We start from the raw sequence: 22,261 nt of genomic DNA, 5'->3' as shown, positions 1-22,261 counted from the left end.
GTGCGAAACCTGTCTCACGCACCGCTCGGGAAGGTGGGACCTCCCGGGTGGTGTTTCGTCACGCACGTCGCGCGCGCTCGCAGGCTCGCGCGAGCGAGGCTGCTCAACCCTGCTCGCGCACGCCGCTCGCTCGTCCCTCGCGACCGGCTGCTCGCAGCATCTCGGCGACGAGGAACGACAGCTCGAGGGACTGGACCCGGTTGAGGCGGGGGTCGCAGACCGACTCGTAGCGGTGGGCGAGACCGACCTCGTCGATCTCCTCGCCGCCGCCGACGCACTCGGTCACGTCGTCGCCGGTGAGCTCGACGTGCACGCCACCGGGCCAGGTGCCGAGCGAGCGGTGCACGTCGAAGAAGCCCTGGACCTCGTCGATGACGTCGTCGAAGCGGCGGGTCTTGTAGCCCGAGGACGCCTCGAAGGTGTTGCCGTGCATCGGGTCGCAGACCCAGGCGACGTTGAGCCCCTCGGCGGTGACCTTCTCCACGAGGGCCGGCAGGCCGTCGCGGATCTTGCCGGCGCCGAAGCGGGTGATGAACGTCAGCCGACCGGGGGTGTTGTCGGGGTTGAGGCGCGCGGCGTAGGCCAGGGCGTCGTCGGGCGTGGTCGTCGGCCCGAGCTTGATGCCGATCGGGTTCTTGATCTTCGACAGCAGCTCGACGTGCGCGCCGTCGAGCTGGCGGGTGCGCTCGCCGATCCACACGAAGTGGGCCGAGACGTTGTAGGGCTCGTCGGTGCGCGAGTCGATGCGGGTCAGGGACTGCTCGTACTCGAGCAGCAGCGCCTCGTGGCTGGAGTGGAAGTCGACCCGGTGGAACTCGTCGGGGTCGGCGCCGATCGCCTTCATGAAGGTGAGCGCGCGCTCGATCTCGTCGGCCACCGCCTCGTAGCGCCGACCGAACGGCGAGCTCTGCACGAAGTCGGTGTTCCAGGTGTGCACCTGTCGCAGGTCGGCGTAGCCGCCGGTCACGAAGGCGCGGACCAGGTTCAGCGTCGCCGCCGAGGAGTTGTAGACGTCGACCAGGCGCTGCGGGTCGGGGACGCGGGACTCGGGCGTGAAGTCGAAGCCGTTGACCGCGTCGCCGCGGTAGGCCGGCAGGGTGACCCCGCCGCGGGTCTCCTGGTCGGAGCTGCGGGGCTTGGCGTACTGGCCCGCGAGACGGCCCAGCTTCACCACCGGCACCGAGGCGGCGTAGGTCAGGACGACCGCCATCTGCAGCAGGACCCGGAGCTTGTTGCGGACGTTGTCGGCGGTGACGCCGTCGAAGGTCTCGGCGCAGTCGCCACCCTGGAGCAGGAAGGCCTCGCCGCGGGTGACCGCCGCGAGCTTCTCGGTGAGGTCGTCGCACTCGCCCGCGAAGACGAGCGGCGGCGCGGTCCTCAGTCGGGCCACGGCAGCGTCGACCGCCCCGGCATCGGGATAGGTCGGCTGCTGCTGGGGCCCGAGGGCGTGCAACTGCTCGAGGGTGGGGATGGCACTCACCCGACAAGGGTACGGCGCCGGGCCCCGCCCGCCCGAACCGTGACCGCCCCGTGGGCGACCCCGGGTGGCCGCGTCCTCGGCAGCTGCCTCAGCGGCGCGGCGTGAACACCCCGCCGGTCGCGTCGAGCCGCACGCCACCGTCGCGGGTGCGGCTGGCCTCGAGGGTGCCGGTGACGATCGAGGGCCGGGGGTAGCTGATGTGTCCGGGCGCTCCCTGCCGGGACGTGGTCCAGAGCCGGTCCTCGAAGCCGACGACGCCGCGGAACTGGTGGTTCTCCAGCACGAGCCGGTCGGCGCTCACCTGCCCGACGACGTACGACGCCTCGCCGCGGTAGAGCAGCGAGCCGTGGGAGACCTGGAGGATCCCGTCGCGCTGGAGGACGGTCTGGTCGTGCACCTCGCCACTGAGGTAGACGTCGACGCCGCCCTCGACCATCGCCTTCCAGAGGTCGGAGCGCCGGCCCTTCTCGTAGCTCAGCTGACTGGAGTTGCGGTGACGCACGTCGCGGGTCATGGGCGTGTGGCCCTGCACCATCACCCACGGCACGTCGTCCTTCCGTGCCTGGCGCAGCACCCCCTTGAACCACTTCAGCTGCTGCGCGTCGACCGAGAGGTGCACGTCTCCCCCGCGCCGCTCGAAGACGTCGAGGGTCACCAGCAGCACGTCGGCGTCGAGCCGCACGGCGTACGCCGTCCTGCGCGCCGGCCCCGATCGCGGGCGGTCGGTGAAGCGGGGCCTGCCGTCGGCGCGGGTGAGCATGTGCTCGGCGAAGATCTTCTTGAACTCCGGGACGTGGCGGCGCTTGAAGTCGATCCAGGCGTTGGGCCGCCGCGTGCGCCACGGGTCGTCGCCCACCTCGTGGTCGCCGACGGCGGGGTAGGTCCGGAGGCCGTGGTCGGCGAAGCGCTGCCGGTAGGCCGGGTAGTAGACGTCAGCGGCCCGGCGCCATGCGCGCATCCGCTGCGACTCGGTCCGCACGGGCCCGAAGACACCCGCCTTCGAGTCGTCGCGGCCCCACCTCCCCTCGACCAGGTCACCGGCCACGAGGACGTCACGGGTGCCGTGGGACGCCATCTCGGAGATGACGCGGTCGAGGGCGGTCTCGTAGTCGCGGTTGGTGGAGTTGGCGACCTCACCGGTCTGCTTGACGACGTGGGGCTTGCGGCCGTCGGCCGTGAGGTCGGCGACGTCCTGGTTGAGGAAGTCGGGGGCGGAGATGAAGCGGTAGGCGCCCGGGAGGTCGGGGGCCGCCGGGACCGGGGGCCGGTCGCGCGGCTTGCGGTCGTCGACGGAGCTCGACGGCCTCGTGGGCGACGGAGCCACCGTGGGTGCGGGGTAGTCCCCGCCAGGTGTCGCGCTCGCCGACGGGGCCGGTGGGGTGACCGCCGAGCAGCCGAGCGCCGATCCGATCAGCAGGGCCAGGAGGGTCCCGAGAGGTCGTCGTGTCACTTGCCCCACCGTAGACGGCGGACCCGACCCGTTCGGCGTACTCCCCTGCCGTGTCGGCGACCGCTCCTGGTCACTCCTCCAGGTGGTCGATGTCGCGGAAGCCGGTCTTCTTCGCGCGCACCCCCCGGTTGGTCGCCCACGTCAGCGCCCACAGGACGATGCCGACCGCGAGCAGGCCACCGGCGATCTTGTACTGCACCATGTCAGCCTCGAGCCGCGCCCACGGACCGAGCAGGTAGGCGCAGCACACCGCGCCGATGACCGGCATACCGGCCGGCGCCCGGAAGGCCCCGTCGGGTGTCGCGTCGCGGCGCAGGATCAGGCAGGCGATGTTGACGATCGTGAAGACCGCGAGCAGCAGCAGGGCCGTCGTGCCGGAGAGGGCGGAGACGACCGACGACTCCGAGTCGAGGGTGACCACGAAGATCAGCGCGAGCGCCAGCAGGGTGGTGAAGAGGATCGCGGTCCACGGCGAGCGGCGGCGCGGCAGGACCTTGCCGAGCGAGCGGGGCAGCACGTCCTGCTGTGCCATGCCGTAGATGAGCCGGCTCGCCATCAGCATGTTGATCAGCGCGGTGTTGGCGACGGCGAAGACGGTCAGGAACGGGAAGATCGTGTCGATCGGCAGGTTCGGCGCACCGACCTTGACCACGTCGAGCAGGATCCCGGCCTCGGCGTTGGTCGGCTCGGCGATCTGGCCGGCCGGGATGACCGCGACGACCGAGATCGCGACGAGCATGTAGATCAGCACCGCGATGCCCAGACCGGTGAGCATCGTGCGCGGGAAGATCTTCATCGGGTCCTTGGTCTCCTCGACCATGTTGACCGAGTCCTCGAACCCGACCATCGAGAAGAAGGCGATGGCCGTGGCGATCGTCACGGCCATGAAGAGGCCCTTGTCGTCGGGGCTCTCGAAGACGATGACGCGGCCCAGGTCGCCGTCGCCGCGGGCGATCACCCAGAACCCGATGCCGATCACGATCGCGAGCGCGGTCATCTCGACGATCGTGAGGAGGACGTTGAACTTCACGGACTCGCCGACGCCGCGCAGGTTGATCGCCGCCAGGACGAGCATGAACCCCAGGGCCGTGATCAACGTGGCGCTCGAGCTCGGCGAGTCGTTGCCGAACCCGATCAGCAGGTTGGCGGCCAGCAGGTTGGACGACGTGGACGCGCTGGTGATGCCCGAGCAGACGACCGTGAAGGCCACCAGGAAGGTGATGAAGTGGATGCCGAACGCCTTGTGCGTGTAGAGCGCCGCGCCCGCCGCCTGGGGATACTTCGTGACCAGCTCGAGATAGCTGAACGCCGTCACGGTCGCGACGGCGAAGGCGACCAGGAACGGCAGCCACGCGATGCCGCCGACCTGTCCGGCGAGCTTGCCGGTGACGGCGTACACGCCCGCGCCGAGGATGTCGCCGACGATGAACAGGAGCAGCAGCTTGGGGCCGAGCACCCGCTTGAGGTCGGGGTTGTCGGGTCCGTTGACGTCGGACTCCGCGGCTTCGGTGGCGCTCATGTGACTCTCCTTGGTCCGTGACGTGCCCGAGCACGCGTGATGGCTCACCCTGTCGTGCTCGCCGTCGCCCGGCAACCACCGGCCCACCGAATCTAAGGCGGACCGGACCGAGGATCGGACCGGACTTCCGCACTTGGATCGTTCTAACTACCCTGCTGCCCATGCCGAAGCGTGTTGCCCTCCTGACGGCCGGTGGCTACGCCCCGTGCCTGTCGTCCGCCGTCGGGGCCCTCATCGAGACCTACGACGCCACGGACCCCGACATCGAGCTGATCGCCTACCGGCACGGCTACCACGGGCTGCTCACCGGCAACAGCATCTCGATCGGAGCCGACGTACGAGCCGGTGCCGCGCTGCTGCACCGGTTCGGCGGCAGCCCGATCGGCAACAGCCGGGTCAAGCTGACCAACGACGAGGACTGCCGACGGCGCGGTCTGATCGGAGAGGGCGAGACCGCGCTGGAGGTGGCGGCGGCGAGGCTCCAGGCCGACGGCGTGGACGTGCTCCACACGATCGGCGGTGACGACACCAACACCGCGGCGGCCGACCTCGCGGCGTACCTCCGCACGCAGGGCTCCGAGCTGACCGTCGTGGGGCTCCCCAAGACCATCGACAACGACATCGTGCCGATCCGCCAGAGCCTCGGCGCGCTGACCGCGGCCGAGGAGGCCTCGCTCTTCGCCCAGCACGTGCTGGCCGAGCACGGCTCCAGCCCGCGGATGCTGATCGTGCACGAGGTGATGGGCCGCGCCAGCGGGTGGCTCACCGCCGCCGCGGCACGCGACTACATGGCGTGGCACGCCGAGCAGGAGTGGCTGCCCGGGATCGGCCTCGACGCGCGGCGCTGGGCGATCCACGCGGTCTACGTCCCCGAGCGCGGCATCGACCTCACGGCCGAGGCGACCCGCCTGCGGGCGGTCATGGACGAGGTCGGCTGCGTCAACATCTTCCTCGCCGAGGGCGCCGGGATCGACGACATCGTCGCCGACCTGGAGGCCGCGGGCGAGACCGTCGGCCGCGACCCGTTCGGCCACGTCAGGATCGACACGATCAACCCCGGCCGCTACTTCGCCGACCGCTTCTCCCAGGAGATCGGCGCGGAGAAGCAGATGGTGCAGAAGTCGGGCTACTTCTCCCGCTCGGCGCCGGCGAACGACACCGACCTCCGGCTGATCCGCGAGATGGCCGAGCTCGCTGTCGCCTCGGCCCTCGACGGCACCCCCGGTGTGATCGGGCACGACGAGGAGCGGGGCGACGAGCTGCGCGCGATCGAGTTCGAGCGGATCGCCGGGCACAAGCCGTTCGACGCCTCGCAGCCGTGGTTCGCCGAGCTGCTGGCCGGGATCGGCCAGGCCTGACCGCTTCGGGACGGAGCACTCCGGGCCGGGTCTGCTCGCGCCGATCTCGGACGACTCAGACGTCCACCCGCTCGGTGATCCGGAGGCCGGAGGAGGGCAGGACCCGCGGCAGCCTCTGCAGGTACGCCGCACCGGCGAGGCCGATCAGCGCCAGCACCCACCAGATGGTGACCTGGCCGTGCTCGAGCAGCCAGGTGAACGTGAGCGGGGCGACTGCGCCACCGAGTCCCCAGCTGAGCTGGAACAGCCCGAGGTAGCGGCCGCGCAGGTGGTCGGGCGCGGCCTCGGCCGCGGTGGCGCTGAAGACCGGGCCACCGACGAGCTCGCCACCCGTGTAGACCGCCGCACCCACCAGCATGACCAGCACCGCGAGCCACACCGGCAGCCACCCGGCGACGGCGAACATCGCATAGCTCGCCACGAACACCAGCTGGGCCAGGCCCATCATCCGGGCTCGCACGCGCCCGGTCATCCGGCGTACGACGAGTCCCTGCCCGAGCCCGATGAGCGCGGTGTTGAGCGTGAAGATCGCTCCGACCACCCATCCCGGCAGCCCGACCGTCTCGACCACGTAGACCGGGAGCGCGACGTTGAGCACCATCATGCCCGCCACGAAGCCGAGCTGGCCCAGCACGAGCCGGAGGTAGGCCCGGTCGCGCAGCACCACGGCCCACCCCTCCCCGGACGTGTCGGCCACCGGGGCGGTGCGGTGGTCGGGGACCCCCAGGAGAAGGACGAAGGCGAGGACGAACGTCGCGGCGTTGACGACCACCACCGAGTAGAACGCGGCGTGGGTGCCGATCTGGAGGGCGATGCCGGCGAGGACGCCGCCGACGGAGAAGCCGAGGTTGCGCACGGCCTGCAGGAAGCCGAACCACATCTCGCGCTCGCCCGGCACCGAGATCGCGGTGACGACGTTGCCGAACGACCCCCAGAAGGCCTGGCGGCCGATGTTGAGCAACGTGGTCCAGAACGCCACCTCGACCACCGAGTCGGCCCAGAGGTAGGCCACCATGCCGGTCGCCTGGACCAGGTTGCCGACGAGCATCAGCGCGCGCGGGCCGAACCGGTCGACGAGGCTCCCGACGGCGAAGGCTCCGGGCATCGTCAGCAGGGCGGACAGCGACAGCGCGGACCCGATCTCCACCAGGGAGAGGTCCGTGGTCCCGAGGAAGTAGAGCAGTGTCACCGGCAGGAACAGCCCGCTGCCCACGGTGTCGGCGAGCATGGCCGCGACGAACCTGCGATGCTCCCCCACACGAGGGAATCCGAGACGGTTCAGCACGCGCGCATCCTTGCACCTGCAGCCGCTGCGTGGCAGCAACCAGTCATCTAGGGTCGGCGCCATGACCTTCTCGATCGTGGCCCGCTCCGACGACGGCGAGTCCTGGGGCGTCGCGGTCGCCTCGAAGTTCCTGGCCGTGGGCTCCGCCGTGCCGGCCGCGGCCGCCGGGGTGGGTGCGATCGCCACCCAGGCCGACGCCAACCTCGCCTACAAGTACCTCGGCCTCGCCCACCTCGACGAGGGCGCCACCGCACAGGTCGCGCTCGACCGGCTCGTGGAGGAGGACGACGATCGCGAGCACCGCCAGGCCGGCATCGTCGACTCCGACGGCAACGCCGCCACCTGGACCGGCAGCGACTGCTTCGCCTGGGCGGGCGGCACCACCGGCCGCAGCGGCGAGCGCGGCGGCTACGCGATCCAGGGCAACATCCTGACCGGACCCGAGGTCGTCGAGGCGATGGAGCGCGCCTGGCTCGCCTCGTCGGAGGACATGATCGAGCGGCGGCTGCTCGCGGCGCTCGCCGCGGGCGACGAGGCGGGCGGCGACAGCCGCGGCCGGCAGTCGGCGGCGCTCCTCGTCGTACGCGACGGGGCGGGCTACGGCGGTCACGACGACGTCGCCGTCGACCTGCGGGTGGACGACCACACCGACCCCGTCCCCGAGCTGGCCCGCCTGGTCGACCTCAACGAGCTCTACCTGACCGCCTCGACGCCCGAGGAGAGGGTGCCGGTCGACGACGCGCTCCTGATGGAGCTCGAGGCGCTGGCCAAGGCCGACGGCAAGGACAGCTTCCACATGTGGGTCGGCTCGGAGAACTACGAGATGCGGGTCGACACCTCGCCGAGGCCTGCCTGGATCGACCGTCGGATCCTCGAGATCATCCGCGGCGGTCGCGAGGAGGGCCCGGCATGAGCGAGCGGAGCGAGCGCATCGGTCAGCACGGTGCGCCTCGTGCCTCGTGCACGCACGGAGCGAAGCGAGCAGGTGCATGAGTGTCCTGGCCATCGACGCCGGCACGACGGGCGTCACCGCTGTCGTGGTCACGCCCGACGGCCGGATCGAGGCCACGGGCTACCAGGAGTTCCGCCAGCACTTCCCGCACCCGGGCTGGGTCGAGCACTCGGCCGAGGAGATCTGGCAGGCCACGATCGAGGCGACGCGGGAGGTCCTGACCAAGGTCGACCAGTCCGAGCTCACCGCGATCGGGATCACCAACCAGCGCGAGACGATCGTGCTGTGGGACCGCGAGACGCTCGGGTCCCCGCGCCGCGCGATCGTGTGGCAGGACCGGCGCACCGCCGACATCTGCGAGCGCCTGCGCGCCGACGGGCACGAGGACCGCGTCACCGAGCTCACCGGTCTCCGCCTCGACCCCTACTTCTCCGGCACCAAGCTGATGTGGCTCGCCGAGCAGGAGCCGCACACGTGGGCGCTGGTCGAGTCGGGGAGGTACGCCGTCGGCACCGTGGACTCCTACCTCATCGCCCGGATGACCCGCGGCACCTGGCACGTCACCGACGTCTCCAACGCCTGCCGCACCCTGCTGTTCGACCTCGAGGCGGGCGACTGGTCCGAGGAGCTGTGCGGGCTGTTCGGGGTCCCCCGCGACGCGCTCCCGGACCTGGTGCCCAACTGGGGCGAGGTCGCCCCGTCGGACCCGAAGGTCTTCCTCGGCCTCGAGCTGCCGATCGCGGGCATCGCCGGCGACCAGCAGTCGGCGCTGTTCGGGCAGACCTGCTTCGACGAGGGCGAGTCGAAGTGCACCTACGGCACCGGCTCCTTCATCCTCACCAACACCGGCGGCGAGGTCGTGCGCAGCGACGCCGGCCTGCTCTCCACGGCCGCGTGGCGCTCCCCCGGCGGCGAGATGACGTACGCCCTCGAGGGCGCGATCTTCGTGACCGGGTCGGCGGTCCAGTGGCTGCGCGACGGCCTGCAGATCGTCGGCAGCGCCGCCGAGACCGCGGCCATCGCGGCGACCGTCGACGACAGTGACGGCGTCGTCTTCGTGCCGGCGCTGACCGGCCTCGGGGCACCCCACTGGGACCCGCACGCGCGCGGCACCATCCTCGGGATCACCCGCGGCACCACCCGGGCGCACCTCGTCCGCGCGACGCTCGAGGGGATCGCCTTCGAGGTGCGCGACGTGCTCGAGACCCTGCCCGAGCTCACCACGCTGAGGGTCGACGGCGGTGCGGCGGCCAACGACTTCCTGTGCCAGCTCCAGGCCGACCAGGTCGACCGGGCGGTGGAGCGGCCGGAGATCGTGGAGACCACCGCGCTGGGTGCGGCGTTCCTCGCCGGGCTCGGCACGGGCGTGTGGGACTCGACCGACGACCTGCGCGAGACCTGGGCGCTGGAGCGCCGCTTCGAGCCCGCAGGTGACCGCGACGCGCTCGATGCGTCCTACGCTCGCTGGCGCGACGCCGTGGAGCGGTCGAAGGGCTGGGCAGGCTGACCCGGTCGGCTAGATCCGGTCCCGCGCCGCCTTCGCCGACTCGACTCCCGCCTGCGCCTCGGCGACGGCCTCCTCCGCCTCGGCCTGTGCCGCCTCGGCCTCGCCGAGGTCGTCGTCCACCTCCTCGAGCGTGCCCTCGAGCGCCGCGAGCCGACTGCGCAGCTCGTCGATCTCGGACTGCACCTGGAGGGTCCTCGCCTGCAGCCTCTCCACCGCGCGTCGGGCGGCGCGCTGCTCCTTCTCCGCGGCCGCGAGGTCGGTCTTGGCGTCCGCGACCCGCTGCGCAGCGACTGCCCTGGCTTTCTTGTCCGCGTCCGGGTCGGGTACGACGTGCAGCTGGGGTCGCTGCGTCGGATCGGGCGCCGCGACCGGGCGCGCCGTCGCGGTGAAGCCGAGCGCCTCGGGCACGGCGACCGCGCCGCCGAGGTCGAGGTCGCCGAGGCCGGTCGCGGACAGCGCGGTCACCAGCAGACCGCTGCGGACGGCCCTGGCCGCATCGGGCTCGAGCATGGCGGCGGTCAGGGTGGCCTCGACCTGGTCGGCGACCGACTGCGTGGTCCGGACCCCCTCCTCCCTCGCCATCCGTCGGGCGGCGGTGGTGACCGACGCGGTGAGCTGACGACGCTGCTTGGTGAACTCACGCAGCTGGCCGGCGTCGAGGTTGTCCTGGGCGTCGCGCAGCGCCTCGCCGACCGCCAGGACCTGGTCGACCTGGTCCGGGTCTCGTCGCACGAGGAGGTTGACCACCCAGGCCGCGACCGACGACTTCCGCAGGCCCCTGACCGCGGCGGCCAGGTCCTTGTCGGCCTTGTGCTCCTTGACCAGCGCGTCGCGCGCCGGGGTGAAGTCCGCGAGCGGCAGTGCGTAGAGCTCGTCGGCGATCTCCAGCAGCGGGTCGGCCATGGGCCGATCCTAGGAGGGTGCCTGGGCGGCGTACTCGACCTCGGTGGGGTACGGCGGCCACGGGCACTCCTGCACGACCCCGGTGGGGCTCCAGCCGCGCGAGTCGTAGAGCGCGCGAGCGCGCGCGTTGGCCTGCAGGACCCACAGCCGACGCGCGCCGGCGGCCTCGGCGCGGGCGAAGCCGGCGCGGCCGAGGCCCGAACCCCAGTGGTCGGGGCGGACGGCCAGGTGGCGCAGCGACGAGCCGTCGTGGGCCGCGAGCGCGATGAGTCCCTGCTGGTCCCCGACCACCTCCACCACGACCTCGGGGTCGTCGAGCAGCAGGACCCAGCGGGCGAGCACGTCGTCGTCGGGGTAGGGCAGGTCGCCGAACACGTGCGCCAGACCGGTGCGGCTGGCGATCCGCTCGAGGTCGCGCAGCGCCACGGCGTCGTCCGCGGTCGCCCGGCGCCACACGACCCGGTCGGGGGCCCGGTCCGCCGTCACGGCCGGCCCGCCTCGTCCCACGCCCGGTGCGAGGCCTGCGTGCGCTGCCACAGCGAGGACCACTCGTCGGCGGTCACGTCGTCCACCGGGAGCAGCAGGTCGTCGACCAGCGCCCCACGCCACTCGTCGTACGTCGTCAGGTCGCGCTGGTCGCGCCCGGCCGGGGTCATCACCTGGTGCACGAGGCCGCGCACCGTGAGCTGCCGCGGTCCCTCGATGCGCTGCACGACCAGGACCCGACGGAACGGCGAGCCCTCGCTCGCGCTCAGGTGCTCGTGCGCGACGGCGATCGCGTCCGTCGAGTGGTCGCGCGAGGTGACCACGATCCCGCCGAGCACGCCGTCCGGCAGGTGCCGGTAGGTCCAGGCGGCCGGGCCGGTCGGGCGACCCGAGGCCCGGGCGCCGAAGCCGGCACCGATGCCGAAGGACCACCCCTCCACCTCGTGATCGCCGCGCACCAGCGGCAGCGGCTCGGCGAACCCCTCGCCGAGGCCCGCGTCCACCCACCAGTGGCCGCCGGGGTTGTCGTCGGTCGGCAGCCCCGACACCACCAGCACCAGGTGGTTCAGCCCGGTCTCGAGCTGGTCCTCGGGGCGCATCCACACGTGGCCGTGGCGCCGGCTGACCGAGAAGCCGAGCCCGGACAGCAGCCACGCGAAGGCGCCGTTCTGCTGGAAGCAGTAGCCGAGCCGACCGCCCGCGACGACGCGCGCCACGCCCGCGGCCGGGTCGACCGGATCAGGTCGTCCGAGCATCGTGGAGAGGTTGTCGTAGGGGAGGCGCGAGACGTGGGCCCGGTGCACCTCACGCAGGTCCTCGACCGTGTGGCCGGGACGACCCGTCAGCCCGAGCCGCGTGAGGTAGGTGTCCACGTCGGACGACACCTCTGCCACAGCCACTCCCCTCCGTCGTCGCCGATCTCGGCGATTCGCTCGCCCTGCCGCTGCCGAAACCTACCCGCACGGGTGCTGGTCTGGTCCGCATACCCGATTTGAGGGTTGAGAGTGCACGGGCAGCGGTGTTGTGGTGAAGACCGGCTCCCGCACGGGGGTCGTGTGTCCGGGGGTGTGATGCAGATGCGACGACGTGCTCCGATCGTGCTGGCAGCGATGCTGGCCCTGTTCGTCCTGGGGCCGGCGCAGTCCGGCACCGCCAGCGAGGGTCCGTCGGCCCCACCCGCGCAGGTGACGGTGGTCCAGGCCGTCCCGGGCGCCGCGGTCGACGTCTCCATCGACGGGAGGTCCGTCGCGTCCGGCGCCGCGGTCGGTGCGGTGCTCGGACCCTTCGAGGTCGCGCCCGGCTCGCACGACGTCTCGTTCACCGGCGACGGCATGACGGTCGACTCCAGCCTGGAGGTGACCGCCGGGGAGAGCAGCGACGTGGTGCTCCACCTCCCGGCGCAGGTCGGCGGCGACCCGGTGGTGAACTCGTACGCCGCTCCGACCGGCCCCATCGGGCCGGGCAAGGCACGCGTGATGCTCGCGCACACCGCGACGGTCGCCCCGGCCGACGTCGAGGTCGACGGGCAGACGGTCTTCACCAACATCGCCAACGGCGAGTTCGCCGACGCGGACGTCCCCGGCGGCACGATCAAGGTCGCGCTGCTCCCGTCGGGCACGAAGGACGACCCGATCCTGGGTCCGCTGGACGTGAGCCTCGACTCCGGCACGCTGTCGATGATCTACGCCTACGGCAACCCGCGCGACGGCTCGATGAACGTCATCGCCCACACCTCGGAGCTGGCTGCGGACGGCAGCGTGCAGCCCTCGCGCATCGACACCGGATCGGCCGGCCTGGCGAACAGCCCGGTCTCCACCTTCGGCCACGCAGCTCCTCGTGATGCCGGCCCGCTCGGGTCCGTACCGCCCTTGGGGATGCTGGGAGTGTCGGCGGTCGTCGGAGTGGTCACGGTCCTCGGGGCACGCCGCCGCTCGCGGCGCACGCCGTCGCGACCGCGGCTCGGATGAGGCCCGGGCGGACGCTGGGACTGGCCGTGTCGCTCGCGCTCCTGGCAGTCGGTGCGGGGTGCGCCGAGGATGCCTCGTCACCCGGAGCAGACGTCGAGGCATCCTCGACCGCATCGTCCGCCCCACCTCCTGTCGCGACCTCCTCGACGACCCCGGTGACCCCAGCGAGGCGTGCCGACTCGGTGGTCAGGCCGCAGCCGCCCGTGCTCGCCGTCCTGCCCAGCGGCCGCAGGGTCCCGATCAGCACGGTGGGCACCACCCCTGCCGGGCTGCTGGCGGTGCCTGAGGACATCGACGTCGCCGGGTGGTGGCGCGGCGGGTCCCGGCTGGGTGACCCGTTCGGATCGATCCTCGTGGCCGCGCACGTCGACTCCCGGACCCAGGGGCTGGGACCCTTCGCCGAGCTTCTCAGCGTCGAGCCCGGGACGCGCGTCCGCGTCGAGTCCGACCGGTTGCGCCAGACGTTCGAGGTCGAGTCGCGTCGCCTGGTGCCGCAGGGCACGCTGGTGGACGACTCCTGGATCTTCGACGCGTCCGGCGACCTGCGGCTCACGCTGGTGACCTGTGCCCCGCCCTACGACTCGGCCCGCGGTGGCTACCAGAACCTCGCGGTCGTCACCGCTCTCCCCCTCGGCCCGCCGGAGACACCGTGAGCAAGAAGAAGCCGTATAAGAACCAGCTGCCGAGGGTGCTCCCGCCGACCCCTCGCCCCGCCTCCAAGCCGGCCGCGACGTCGCGGACCACGACGCCTCCGAGGTCGGCCCCCGGCGCGGCACCGACGCCGCCCACGACGGTGACGCCGAAGGCGACCCCGGCATCCGGGCCGAGGACCGCTCCGAGGGACCTGCCGAGGCCACGGCCCGCGTCCGAGCCGGTTCGCGCCTCCACCCAGGCGCCGGCGAAGCGGCCCGCGCCGTCGGCTCCGCCCGCTCCCCCGGCGCGTCCGAGTCCCCCGCTCCCGGCGCCGGTGGTCGACCCGGCACGCACCCGCCGTCGGCGAGCCGTCCTGGCGCTCGTGGCCGTGGCGGTCGTGGTCGCAGCCGGCCTCGTCACCTGGCGGATCGCGGCCGGCGGCTCCGACGGCGGCCCTGCGGAGGCGTCGATCCCGGCGGGCTGGCCCGAGGCCGGTGCGTCCCGCACCGTGACCGAGGTGCGCGCGGACGGCACGCTCGAGGTGACGCACTGGATCCACACCGAGGAGCCGCTCGACGAGATCGATGTCGCCTTGCCCCAGGGAACGGAGGACGGCACGCTCGAGGCGACCGACGTGCGCGTGCGTGCGGACGGTCGCTCGGCGTCCGGTCCGCAGACGCTCAGCTTCAGCCGCGCCTCCTACGTCTTCTCCGGCGCGACCCGGATCCAGGTGCGCTACCGACTGGCCGGTGCGGTGGAGGAGAGCACCTCCGCGGCCGGGCGCGGACTGGCCACCCCGACGGCGCTCGACGTGTCGGCGGTGCAGCCGAGCGACACCCGGATCGTGCGCTCCGCCGACGTCCTCTCGATGGCGTGCGCGTCCTCCCCCGACGTGTCCCTCGCCCCGTGCGGCGAGGCCGACGGCGACGGGCAGTGGAAGGTCGTGCTGACCGGACAGGAAGCCGGCGGCCGCGTCGTGGCGGCCGTCACTGTTCCCTCGTGATCGACCCGCACGGACTCGACGGGTTCAGTCGTCGCCCTCGTCGAGGCCGTGCTCGATGGCCCAGCGGGTGAGCTGGACGCGGTTGTTCATCTGGAGCTTGCGGAGGGTGTTCTGCACGTGGTTCTGCACGGTGCGGTGCGAGAGGACCAGCCGTTCGGCGATCTGCTTGTAGCTCATGCCGGTCGCGACCATCTTGAGGATCTCGGTCTCGCGCTCGGTGAGCTGGTCGCGCGGGTCGTCGGCGGGGCCGTCGGCGATCCGCCGGAACTCGCCCAGCACCAGGCCGGCCAGCCCCGGCGTGAAGACCGTGTCCCCCTCCGCCACTCGCGTCACGGCGCTGACCAGCTCCGCGCTGGAGGCGGACTTCACCAGGTAGCCCGTCGCGCCGGCCTTGATCGCGTCGAGCACGTCGGTCTGCTCGCCGCTCGCGGAGAGGATGAGCACACGTGCGGCGGGATCGTGCTCGAGCATCATGCTCGTGACCTGGACGCCGCTGTGGTCGGGCAGCTGCAGGTCCAGCACGACGACCTGCGGCGTCGCCGCCGGGAACCGGGCCATCGCCTCGCGCCCGTTGGCGGCGACCGCGACCACCTCGTGGCCCGCCGCCTGCAGGTCGCGCTCGACCGCGTCCCGCCACATCGGGTGGTCGTCGACCACCATCACTCGCACCATGGATCCCCCGTCCTGAGTTGGGTGGATGGTAGTCCGGCTACACGCCCGGCGGGACGTAACGGCCGCGGCGATGCACGAGGGCATCGGCGTCGTCGCCGACGACGACCTCCTCGGCCCGGCAGGTGACCAGGCGCGACCATCCGACGTCGACGTCGGACTCGACCTCGAGGCTCGCCCACGTCGTCGCGCGCGCGAGCCGCGGTCCGTGTGCGGTGTCCTCCCACGGCGCGAGCCGCCACGGCCCGCCGGGTGCCGGGGCGGTCCCGGCGAAGACGTCGGCGAGGTCCCGGTCGTCCCACGTCAGGAGCTGCACCACGCCACGCCCCGTCGCCAGCAGCAGGTCGGTGAGGTCGGCGTCCGGGTCCAGCAGCGCCAGCACCCGACCGGGCTCGCCGCCGGCGACCATCCACGACGAGACCGTGAGACCGGCTCGCTCACCGCCCGGCGAGCCCGACGTCCACAGCGAGACGGTGCCGCCGAGGCGCCCGCGCAGTCGTCGTACGGGATCGCGGTCACCCTCGGGCTCGAGGAAGGGGTGGGTCGAGTGGATGGTCACCACGTCACGCTAGCGGCACGGTCAGCTCCCACTCGGTGCCCCACGTGCCGCTCTGCATCACGGCGGTGCCACCGAGCTCCTCGATGCGGCCGCGGATGGACGAGGACACACCCAGCCGACCCTGCGCCGCGGCCTCCTCGAGACGACCGGCCTCGATCCCGGGGCCGTCGTCGCGCACCGAGATCGTGATCGCCGCGGCGGCCGACTGGGCCAGCACCCAGGCCGACGCGTCCGGGCCGACGTGGGTGAGCACGTTGTCGAGGCAGGCCTTCACGGCGGCCACGGTCTCCTGCGCGACGTGCCGGTCCACGGGGACGGCCGCACCGGGGGTCGCGACCTCGACCCGCACCGGGTGGGCCGTCGCCATCGCCTCGAGGGCACCGGCGAGGTCCACCTGTGCACCGGGCCCGCTCGCGGTCGGGACCGTGTCCTGCTGGCGGATGAGCGACCGCAGGCTGCGCTCCTGCTCGCCGGCGAGGCGGCCGAGGTCGGCCCACTCGCCGCCGGCCGCGGTCCCACGACGCTGGGTCATCGCCAGGACCTGCAGGACCCCGTCGTGCACCGCGCGGGCGAGGCGGGTGCGCTCGTCGGCCGCGGCGGCCGTGCGCTCCGCGGCGTCCCGCTCCCGCGCCATGCGCTGGAGGGACTCGCACATGAATCCGACGATCGGGCCGCCGATGAGGATCAAGAAGACGTTGCCGTAGTTGCTCTGGTCGATCTCGGCGCGCGGCAGCAGGTCGGACGCCGAGATCAGCGCCGCGGCGACGAGCCCGCCGCGCCAGTGCCAGTGGATCGCCCAGGCCAGCAACGCCCCCATCACCCAGAACCCCGGGATCGTGGCGTTGAAGTGCTCCGATTTCACCCACGGCGTCGCAGCCATGGCTGCCAGCACGATCGCGAGGTCGACGACCAGCACGGCGGACGTACGACGTGCGCGGTCGCGGTAGAGCCAGATGGCTGCAGCCGTCCAGGCGACCAGCCCCAGCACGATCGCCAGCGCGACGTCGGGGTGGGAGAAGTTGTCGCGGCGGTAGGCGTTCAGCCCGACCATGTTGATCGTGACGACCACCCGCACGATCGCCAGCGCGGAGTAGAGGCGGTCCTCGACCGCCAGTGCCGAGTCCGCTCGCGGCGCGGAGCCGCGCGGGCTGCGCGACGACACGTCGGCGCTCAGGACGCCTTCTGGTCCGGTCCGTCGCCAGCCTTCTCCTGCTCGGCGGCGGCCTGCTTGGCGAGCTCCTTGGCTTCCTCCCTGGCCTCGCGGTCGAGCTCCTTGGCCTTGCTGGCGTAGAGGTCGACGTACTCCTGCTCCGAGAGACGCATGATCTCGTACATGATCTCGTCGGTGATCGAGCGGAGGATGTAGCGGTCGTTCTCCATCCCGGCGTAGCGGGAGAAGTCGAGCGGCTTCCCGAACCGCACGACCGGGCGGGTCCAGGTGCCGTAGACCTTGCCGGTCGGTGCGACGACGTCCGTGCCGACCACCGCGCACGGGATCACCGGCGCACCGGACTCCAGCGCGAGCCGGGCGACGCCGGTCTTGCCGCGGTAGAGCCGGCCGTCGTGCGAGCGGGTGCCCTCGGGGTAGATCCCGAACAGGTCGCCCTGGCCGAGGATCTTCATCGCCGACTTCATCGCGCCCTCGGCGGCGTTGGCGCCGGAGCGGTCGATCGGCACCTGTCCGGCTCCGGTGAAGAACTTCTTCTGGAACCAGCCCTTGATGCCGGGGGTGGTGAAGTACTCCGCCTTGGCCACGAAGGTCACCCGGCGGTTGAGCGTCAGCGGCATGAACAGCCAGTCGGCGTACGACAGGTGGTTGCTGGCCAGGATCGCCGGACCCGTCTCCGGCACGTGGTCGATGCCGTAGGCCTTGGGCCGGAAGACGAGGCGGAGCACCGGCCCGAGGGCGATCCACTTCAGGAACCAATAGAGCACGCGGCGAGCCTATCCCTGTCCCCGCCCCTGCCGAGTGACCCGCTCGATGAACTCGGCGGACTCGGCGAGGATGCGCGGAGCGTCGTGGTCGAGGGTCGCGACGTGGTAGCTGTTCTCGAGCACCCGCTCCTCGAAGTCCTTCGACGACAGGCCCGCGTTGAGGGCGCGCGAGCTGGAGATGTCGACGACGTGGTCGTCCGCGGAGCGGAAGTACAGCACCGGGATCGTGATCTTCGGCAGGTCCCGACGGAGCTCGGCGTACCCCGCGAACATCGACGCGGCCGCCCTCAGGGGGGTCATCGGGTACCCGTACTCCTCGGCGCCCGGCTTCTTGATGTCGTTGGCGATGCCGGGCATCGCCGGAAGCACGTGCTTGAGCAACGGGAGCACCTTGACGTCCTTGCGCAGCGTGTCGACCGCCGCGTTGACGATGACGATGCCGGCGAGGTCGTCGCCCCGGTCCGCGGCGAGGCGCAGGCACAGGGCACCGCCCATCGACAGACCGACGGCGACGACGGCGTCGTTCTCGGCGAGCAGCCTGTCGAAGGTCCCCTCCACGGTCGTCACCCAGTCGGACCAGGACGTCTTGTTCATGTCCTGCCAGCGGGTGCCGTGGCCGGGCAGCAGCGGCATCTCGACGGCGTACCCGCGGGCCGCGAGGTCGTCGGCCCAGGGCCGCATCGAGGCGGGGTTGCCGGTGAACCCGTGCTGCACCAGCACCCCGATGCGCTGACCGTCGGTGAGCTCCGGCTGCGCCGCGGTGGACATCGGCGCGACGAGGGCCGGGTCGAGTGGCGCCGCCGGGGCGCGGAGGAACGGGATCTTCACAGCCGACAGTCTGCACCACTCCACGCGTCCCGGAGCGGGCTCGAGCGGCACTTTCGTCGGCCTCCGACAACCGGGGGGCCGGCGCGACGGACGTCGGAACCGCACGGGGGCTACCGTTGGCAGGGTGAGCCGCCCGGAGGACGAGAGCAGCACCGAGCTGGCGTGGCGCGAGATCGTCGAGAACTACGGCGAGCGGGCCGTGCTGCCCGACGACCTCGCAGGCGCCGCGCCCGGAGGATCTGCCGCGACGTCCGAGCCGCTCCCGCCCGACGAGGTCGACGAGCGCACCGTGGGCACCCCCGGCGCCACCCCGCCCGAGACCGCCGGCCCCCTGCCCGACCACCTGGCCGACGACGACCCGGTCGAGGCACGCGAGCAGGCGGTCGAGGAAGCGGCGCGCTTCCGTCCGCCGCCGCCACCGCCCTTCCCCGTGCCCCGGACGTGGCAGCGCGGCCTGGCCTGGTCGGGGATCTTCGTGGCGCCGGTGCTGGCGCTGGTGATCGCGTTGTTCTCCATCTACGTGAACCCGCTCATCGGGTGGCTGCTCGTGTCCTGGTTCGTCGGCGGGTTCCTCTACCTCGTCCTCGAGATGCCGAGTGCGCCCCGGGACCCGTGGGACGACGGGTCCCGCATCTGATCCGCGTCTCTGGATAGGGTCGCGCACGTGGGTGCCAAGGAGACGGTCGAGATCACGGGGCACCTGATGGACAGTGGCATCCTGTCGCGGATCCTGGACGACATCCGCGACTACGGCGGCGACTACGTGATCGAGCAGTTCGACGTCGGCCACGAGGCGCAGGACCCCAGCAGTGCCCGCATCGCCATCGAGGCCGCGGACGAGGGCGCGCTCCAGCGACTGCTCATGCGGCTCCAGACCCGCGGTGTCAACCAGGTCGCGCTGGGGGATGCCGCGGTGGCGTCCGCCGATCGCGACGGCGTGCTGCCGGACGGCTTCTACTCCACGACCAACCTCGAGACCCAGGTACGCCTCGACGGCACGTGGCACGAGGTGGAGAACCCGGAGATGGACTGCGGACTGGTCGTCAGCTCGTCCGCCGAGGGTGCGCCGCGGGTCCGCACCGTCCCGATGTCCGACGTCCGGGCGGGGATGCGGATCGTGGTGGGCGCCTCGGGCATCCGGGTGTCCGTGCCCAGTGCCGACTCCGCAGCCGATCCCTTCGCGCAGCTCCCGAGCGACTCCTCGGAGCGTCCGCAGGCGGTGCTCGTGCGCCAGGTGGCCGACACCATGCGCCAGGTGCGGGCAGCCGGCAAGCGGTTGCTGTGGGTGGCGGGGCCAGGCGTCGTGCACACCGGTGCGACACCGGCGATGGTCGCCCTGATCAGGGCCGGTTTCGTCGACGCCCTGTTCGCGGGCAACGCGCTGGCCACCCACGACATCGAGTCCGCGCTCTACGGCACCAGCCTGGGCATCGACATGAACATGGGCCAGGGGGTCGAGCACGGCCACGAGCACCACGTCCGCGCGCTCAACACGATCCGGAAGGCCGGCTCGATCCGTCACGCGGTCGCCGACGGGACACTGACCAGCGGGATCATGCACGCGCTCGTCACCGAGGAGAGGCCGTACGTCCTGGTCGGCTCGGTGCGCGACGACGGCCCTCTGCCCGACGTCCACACCGACGTCATCGAGGGCCAGCGGGCGATGCGGGCGCAGCTCCACGACGTCGGCTACTGCCTGATGATGGCGACCCAGCTCCACTCGGTGGCGACCGGCAACATCCTGCCGGCCTCGGTCCCGCTGGTGTGCGTCGACATCAACCCCTCGACAGTCACCAAGCTCGCCGACCGTGGCACCAGCCAGGGACGCGGCATCGTCACCGACGTCGGCCTGTTCCTCGAGCAGCTGGCGCTCGAGCTGGTGCCGGACCACCGGCGCTACTGAGGTCGGGCCACCAGCAGCGCCGCACCGATCATCCCGGCCTCGGGTCCCAGACGGGCCGCGACCAGGTCGGGGACCACACGGTGCGCGGCGCCGACCAGGGTCCGGCGAAGCGCCGCCCGCGCCGGGTCGAGCAGCCGGTCGCCGGCGGCCGAGACACCGCCGCCGACGACCACGAGCTGCGGGTCGAGGGCGGCGACGAGGTTCGCTGTGCCGACGCCGAGCCACTCCCCGATGGAGGCGAAGGCCTGACGGGCGACGAGGTCGCCCTGCTCCGCGGCCGCGGTCACCATCGGGCCGGTGACCCGGTCCGGGCCACCCGCGCACATGTCGGTCAGCACGGACGGCTGCTCGGCCATCAGCGCGCGTGCGTTGCGCACGAGCGCGTTGCCCGAGGAGTACTGCTCCCAGCAGCCGCTCCGTCCGCACTCGCACTCCTGCCCTCCGGGGACGACCTGCATGTGCCCGAACTCGCCGGCCATGCCGTTCTGGCCGCGCAGCACCCGGCCGTCGAGGAGCAGCGCGCCCCCGATCCCGGTGCCCATGGTGATCATGAGGGCCGACCGGGCCCCCCTCGCCGCTCCGTGGTGAGCCTCGGCACGGGCGGCGCAGTTGGCGTCGTTGTCGAGCACCACCGGGCACCCGAGCCGGTCCTCGAGCAGGTCGCGCAGCGGCTCGCCCTGCCACGGCAGGTGCGGTGCGAACATCACGCGCTCACCGGCAGGGTCGACGAACCCGGCCGCGGCGACGCCGACGCCGAGCAGCGCCCGCTCGCCGGCCGCCTCCGCGACCGCCCCGACGAGGGCGTCCTCGACCTGGCTGGCCACGACCCGGCGCCCGGGCGTCGTACGACGAGCCGTGCGGGTCACCCGCCCACCGCCGTCCACCACGCCCGCAAGGACCTTCGTCCCCCCGATGTCGACCCCGACGACGACGCCGTCTGCGTCAGTCACGGCGTCCCGGCGGCGCCATGACGACCGCTGCGGCCTGCGCGAGCGACGACATCGCGGCGGTCAGGTGCTCGGTGAGCTCCGGACTCAGCTGCCGGACGGTGTGCACCACCCGGCACACCGGGCATGCGGTGCACTCCGCCGACCCCGTCGCGAGGTGGTCGTCGAGGTCGTCCGCGGTCGTCGTGGCGTGGGCCGAGAGGTCCGACAGCACCTCGCTCGCCTCGCCGGCCTGGTCACGTGCCCAACCCGAGAGCGCTCCGAAGAGCTTGGCCGCCTCCTCGCTCAGGGAACCGACCTCGCGCGGGTCATCCGTCATGTGATCACTCCTGGAGGACAGCGGGCGACGAGCCGAGCCGGATCAGAGCGACTCGACGCGCTTCTTAAGCCCCTTCAGGGCGGCGTCGATGAGGATCTTCTCGCCCTTGCGCTTGAGCATGCCGATCAGCGGGATGCTCACGTCCAGGGCGAGGCGGTAGGTCACCTCGGTGCTGCCGTCGCCCAGGTCCACGAGCGTGTAGGCGCCGTCGAGCGCCTTGAGCATGTTGCCCTCGACCAGGGTCCACGTCACCTCGCGGTCGCCGTCCCAGTCGTAGGCCAGCGTGTACTCGTCCTTGATCGGCGAGACGTCGAGCGCGAAGTAGACCTGCTCGGCGCGACCACCGGACCCGGCAGCCGTGACCTCCGCGGTCTGCACGCCCTTGGCCCACTCCGGGTAGGACTCGAAGTCGGCGATGACGGCCATCACGTCGGCCGGAGGGGCGTCGACCGTGATCGACGAGGAGGTCTGTTCGGCCATGGCCGGAGCCTACGACATGTCGGCTCGGGCTCGTCCCACGCAGCGCCCCTCCCGCCGAAGCGGGTGCGAGGCCCGGGC

The 22,261-nt window shown here is 72.3% G+C and carries 24 protein-coding genes; 8 read left to right on the top strand and 16 right to left on the bottom strand.

Annotated features, from left to right (window positions below):
• Positions 1-103: 103 nt before the first annotated feature.
• The 3 genes from IEZ25_RS02285 to IEZ25_RS02275 form a co-directional block, all read right to left on the bottom strand.
• On the bottom strand, positions 104-1,480 hold the full coding sequence (locus tag IEZ25_RS02285; RefSeq protein ID WP_191197755.1) for a class II 3-deoxy-7-phosphoheptulonate synthase: 1,377 nt from the start codon (positions 1,478-1,480) through the stop codon (positions 104-106).
• Between the two features lie 88 nt (positions 1,481-1,568).
• Positions 1,569-2,930, bottom strand: a complete 1,362-nt coding sequence (locus tag IEZ25_RS02280; protein ID WP_191197754.1) for a metallophosphoesterase family protein — start codon at positions 2,928-2,930, stop codon at positions 1,569-1,571.
• A 70-nt stretch (positions 2,931-3,000) separates the two neighbouring features.
• Positions 3,001-4,449 carry an APC family permease gene (locus IEZ25_RS02275; protein WP_191197753.1) on the bottom strand — a complete coding sequence of 483 codons (1,449 nt, stop codon included), beginning with the start codon at positions 4,447-4,449 and terminating at the stop codon, positions 3,001-3,003.
• 161 nt (positions 4,450-4,610) lie between these two features.
• Between IEZ25_RS02275 and IEZ25_RS02270 the strand changes: the two genes are divergently transcribed.
• A complete protein-coding gene (locus IEZ25_RS02270) occupies positions 4,611-5,807 on the top strand; it encodes a pyrophosphate--fructose-6-phosphate 1-phosphotransferase (protein ID WP_191197752.1) in 1,197 nt (398 codons plus the stop codon).
• A 55-nt stretch (positions 5,808-5,862) separates the two neighbouring features.
• Here the strand turns inward: IEZ25_RS02270 and IEZ25_RS02265 are convergent, their stop codons facing one another.
• Positions 5,863-7,092, bottom strand: a complete 1,230-nt coding sequence (locus tag IEZ25_RS02265) for an MFS transporter (protein ID WP_318151996.1) — start codon at positions 7,090-7,092, stop codon at positions 5,863-5,865.
• Positions 7,093-7,153: 61 nt separating this feature from the next.
• Here IEZ25_RS02265 and IEZ25_RS02260 point away from each other — a divergent pair, with 61 nt between their 5' ends.
• On the top strand, positions 7,154-8,005 hold the full coding sequence (locus IEZ25_RS02260) for a DUF1028 domain-containing protein (RefSeq protein WP_191197751.1): 852 nt from the start codon (positions 7,154-7,156) through the stop codon (positions 8,003-8,005).
• A 76-nt stretch (positions 8,006-8,081) separates the two neighbouring features.
• A complete protein-coding gene (gene glpK / locus IEZ25_RS02255; RefSeq protein ID WP_191197750.1) occupies positions 8,082-9,551 on the top strand; it encodes a glycerol kinase GlpK in 1,470 nt (489 codons plus the stop codon).
• A 9-nt stretch (positions 9,552-9,560) separates the two neighbouring features.
• Here glpK and IEZ25_RS02250 read toward each other — a convergent pair whose 3' ends face one another.
• From IEZ25_RS02250 to IEZ25_RS02240, 3 genes are read right to left on the bottom strand one after another with little or no spacing between them, the layout of a single operon-like run.
• Positions 9,561-10,454 (bottom strand): hypothetical protein, encoded by an 894-nt coding sequence (locus IEZ25_RS02250; RefSeq protein WP_191197749.1) that lies wholly within the window; start codon positions 10,452-10,454, stop codon positions 9,561-9,563.
• Between the two features lie 9 nt (positions 10,455-10,463).
• A complete protein-coding gene (locus IEZ25_RS02245; protein WP_191197748.1) occupies positions 10,464-10,940 on the bottom strand; it encodes a GNAT family N-acetyltransferase in 477 nt (158 codons plus the stop codon).
• Positions 10,937-11,833, bottom strand: a complete 897-nt coding sequence (locus tag IEZ25_RS02240) for an arylamine N-acetyltransferase family protein (RefSeq protein ID WP_191197747.1) — start codon at positions 11,831-11,833, stop codon at positions 10,937-10,939. Before IEZ25_RS02240 ends, IEZ25_RS02245 begins: the two co-directional genes overlap by 4 nt.
• 183 nt (positions 11,834-12,016) lie before the next feature.
• Here IEZ25_RS02240 and IEZ25_RS02235 point away from each other — a divergent pair, with 183 nt between their 5' ends.
• Positions 12,017-12,907 carry a DUF4397 domain-containing protein gene (locus IEZ25_RS02235; RefSeq protein WP_191197746.1) on the top strand — a complete coding sequence of 297 codons (891 nt, stop codon included), beginning with the start codon at positions 12,017-12,019 and terminating at the stop codon, positions 12,905-12,907.
• Between the two features lie 155 nt (positions 12,908-13,062).
• The gene (locus tag IEZ25_RS02230; protein WP_191197745.1) at positions 13,063-13,560 is read left to right on the top strand and encodes a class F sortase; all 498 of its coding nucleotides are present in this window, start codon (positions 13,063-13,065) and stop codon (positions 13,558-13,560) included.
• Here the strand turns inward: IEZ25_RS02230 and IEZ25_RS02225 are convergent.
• A complete protein-coding gene (locus tag IEZ25_RS02225; RefSeq protein WP_191197744.1) occupies positions 13,523-13,894 on the bottom strand; it encodes a hypothetical protein in 372 nt (123 codons plus the stop codon). The two genes, IEZ25_RS02230 and IEZ25_RS02225, sit on opposite strands and share 38 nt — an antisense overlap.
• On the opposite strand from IEZ25_RS02225, the gene IEZ25_RS02220 reads away from it, so the two are divergent.
• Complete coding sequence (locus IEZ25_RS02220) at positions 13,875-14,543, top strand: hypothetical protein (protein ID WP_191197743.1); 669 nt, start codon at positions 13,875-13,877, stop codon at positions 14,541-14,543. The two genes, IEZ25_RS02225 and IEZ25_RS02220, sit on opposite strands and share 20 nt — an antisense overlap.
• A 24-nt stretch (positions 14,544-14,567) precedes the next feature.
• Here IEZ25_RS02220 and IEZ25_RS02215 read toward each other — a convergent pair whose 3' ends face one another.
• The 5 genes from IEZ25_RS02215 to IEZ25_RS02195 are packed head-to-tail and all read right to left on the bottom strand — an operon-like array spanning position 14,568 to position 18,534.
• A complete protein-coding gene (locus tag IEZ25_RS02215; RefSeq protein WP_191197742.1) occupies positions 14,568-15,215 on the bottom strand; it encodes a response regulator in 648 nt (215 codons plus the stop codon).
• Between the two features lie 37 nt (positions 15,216-15,252).
• A complete protein-coding gene (locus IEZ25_RS02210) occupies positions 15,253-15,771 on the bottom strand; it encodes a flavin reductase family protein (protein WP_191197741.1) in 519 nt (172 codons plus the stop codon).
• A 4-nt stretch (positions 15,772-15,775) separates the two neighbouring features.
• Positions 15,776-16,933: a MacS family sensor histidine kinase gene (gene macS / locus IEZ25_RS02205; RefSeq protein WP_318151995.1), complete on the bottom strand. Its 1,158-nt coding sequence runs from the start codon at positions 16,931-16,933 to the stop codon at positions 15,776-15,778.
• Between the two features lie 8 nt (positions 16,934-16,941).
• Complete coding sequence (locus tag IEZ25_RS02200; RefSeq protein ID WP_191197740.1) at positions 16,942-17,706, bottom strand: 1-acyl-sn-glycerol-3-phosphate acyltransferase; 765 nt, start codon at positions 17,704-17,706, stop codon at positions 16,942-16,944.
• A 9-nt stretch (positions 17,707-17,715) separates the two neighbouring features.
• Positions 17,716-18,534, bottom strand: a complete 819-nt coding sequence (locus IEZ25_RS02195; protein WP_318151994.1) for an alpha/beta hydrolase — start codon at positions 18,532-18,534, stop codon at positions 17,716-17,718.
• Positions 18,535-18,658: 124 nt separating this feature from the next.
• On the opposite strand from IEZ25_RS02195, the gene IEZ25_RS02190 reads away from it, so the two are divergent.
• Both IEZ25_RS02190 and IEZ25_RS02185 read left to right on the top strand, forming a co-directional pair.
• A complete protein-coding gene (locus tag IEZ25_RS02190) occupies positions 18,659-19,171 on the top strand; it encodes a hypothetical protein (protein WP_191197739.1) in 513 nt (170 codons plus the stop codon).
• A 27-nt stretch (positions 19,172-19,198) separates the two neighbouring features.
• Positions 19,199-20,437, top strand: coding sequence for an ornithine cyclodeaminase (locus IEZ25_RS02185; protein WP_191197738.1), 1,239 nt, complete (start codon positions 19,199-19,201; stop codon positions 20,435-20,437).
• Here IEZ25_RS02185 and IEZ25_RS02180 read toward each other — a convergent pair.
• From IEZ25_RS02180 to IEZ25_RS02170, 3 genes are read right to left on the bottom strand one after another with little or no spacing between them, the layout of a single operon-like run.
• A complete protein-coding gene (locus IEZ25_RS02180) occupies positions 20,431-21,387 on the bottom strand; it encodes an ROK family protein (protein ID WP_191197737.1) in 957 nt (318 codons plus the stop codon). The genes IEZ25_RS02185 and IEZ25_RS02180 overlap by 7 nt on opposite strands.
• On the bottom strand, positions 21,380-21,703 hold the full coding sequence (locus IEZ25_RS02175; RefSeq protein WP_191197736.1) for a hypothetical protein: 324 nt from the start codon (positions 21,701-21,703) through the stop codon (positions 21,380-21,382). The genes IEZ25_RS02180 and IEZ25_RS02175 overlap by 8 nt, the downstream gene beginning before the upstream one ends.
• Positions 21,704-21,745: 42 nt before the next feature.
• Complete coding sequence (locus tag IEZ25_RS02170) at positions 21,746-22,183, bottom strand: SRPBCC family protein (RefSeq protein ID WP_191197735.1); 438 nt, start codon at positions 22,181-22,183, stop codon at positions 21,746-21,748.
• Between the last annotated feature and the right edge of the window lie 78 nt (positions 22,184-22,261).

Origin of the sequence: Nocardioides hwasunensis (assembly GCF_014779665.1) — a bacterium.
Lineage (GTDB): Bacteria > Actinomycetota > Actinomycetes > Propionibacteriales > Nocardioidaceae > Nocardioides > Nocardioides hwasunensis.
Note: the sequence above shows the minus strand (reverse complement) of the source record. Positions and strands in the feature narration are given on the sequence as shown.

Excerpts from the sequence above, each read along its gene's own strand:
- IEZ25_RS02275 (WP_191197753.1), bottom strand. The coding sequence starts at position 4,449 with ATGAGCGCCACCGAAGCCGCGGAGTCCGACGTCAACGGACCCGACAAC.
- IEZ25_RS02270 (WP_191197752.1), top strand. The coding sequence starts at position 4,611 with ATGCCGAAGCGTGTTGCCCTCCTGACGGCCGGTGGCTACGCCCCGTGC.
- IEZ25_RS02260 (WP_191197751.1), top strand. The coding sequence starts at position 7,154 with ATGACCTTCTCGATCGTGGCCCGCTCCGACGACGGCGAGTCCTGGGGC.
- glpK (WP_191197750.1), top strand. The coding sequence starts at position 8,082 with ATGAGTGTCCTGGCCATCGACGCCGGCACGACGGGCGTCACCGCTGTC.
- IEZ25_RS02250 (WP_191197749.1), bottom strand. The coding sequence starts at position 10,454 with ATGGCCGACCCGCTGCTGGAGATCGCCGACGAGCTCTACGCACTGCCG.
- IEZ25_RS02235 (WP_191197746.1), top strand. The coding sequence starts at position 12,017 with ATGCGACGACGTGCTCCGATCGTGCTGGCAGCGATGCTGGCCCTGTTC.
- IEZ25_RS02215 (WP_191197742.1), bottom strand. The coding sequence starts at position 15,215 with ATGGTGCGAGTGATGGTGGTCGACGACCACCCGATGTGGCGGGACGCG.
- IEZ25_RS02175 (WP_191197736.1), bottom strand. The coding sequence starts at position 21,703 with ATGACGGATGACCCGCGCGAGGTCGGTTCCCTGAGCGAGGAGGCGGCC.
- IEZ25_RS02170 (WP_191197735.1), bottom strand. The coding sequence starts at position 22,183 with ATGGCCGAACAGACCTCCTCGTCGATCACGGTCGACGCCCCTCCGGCC.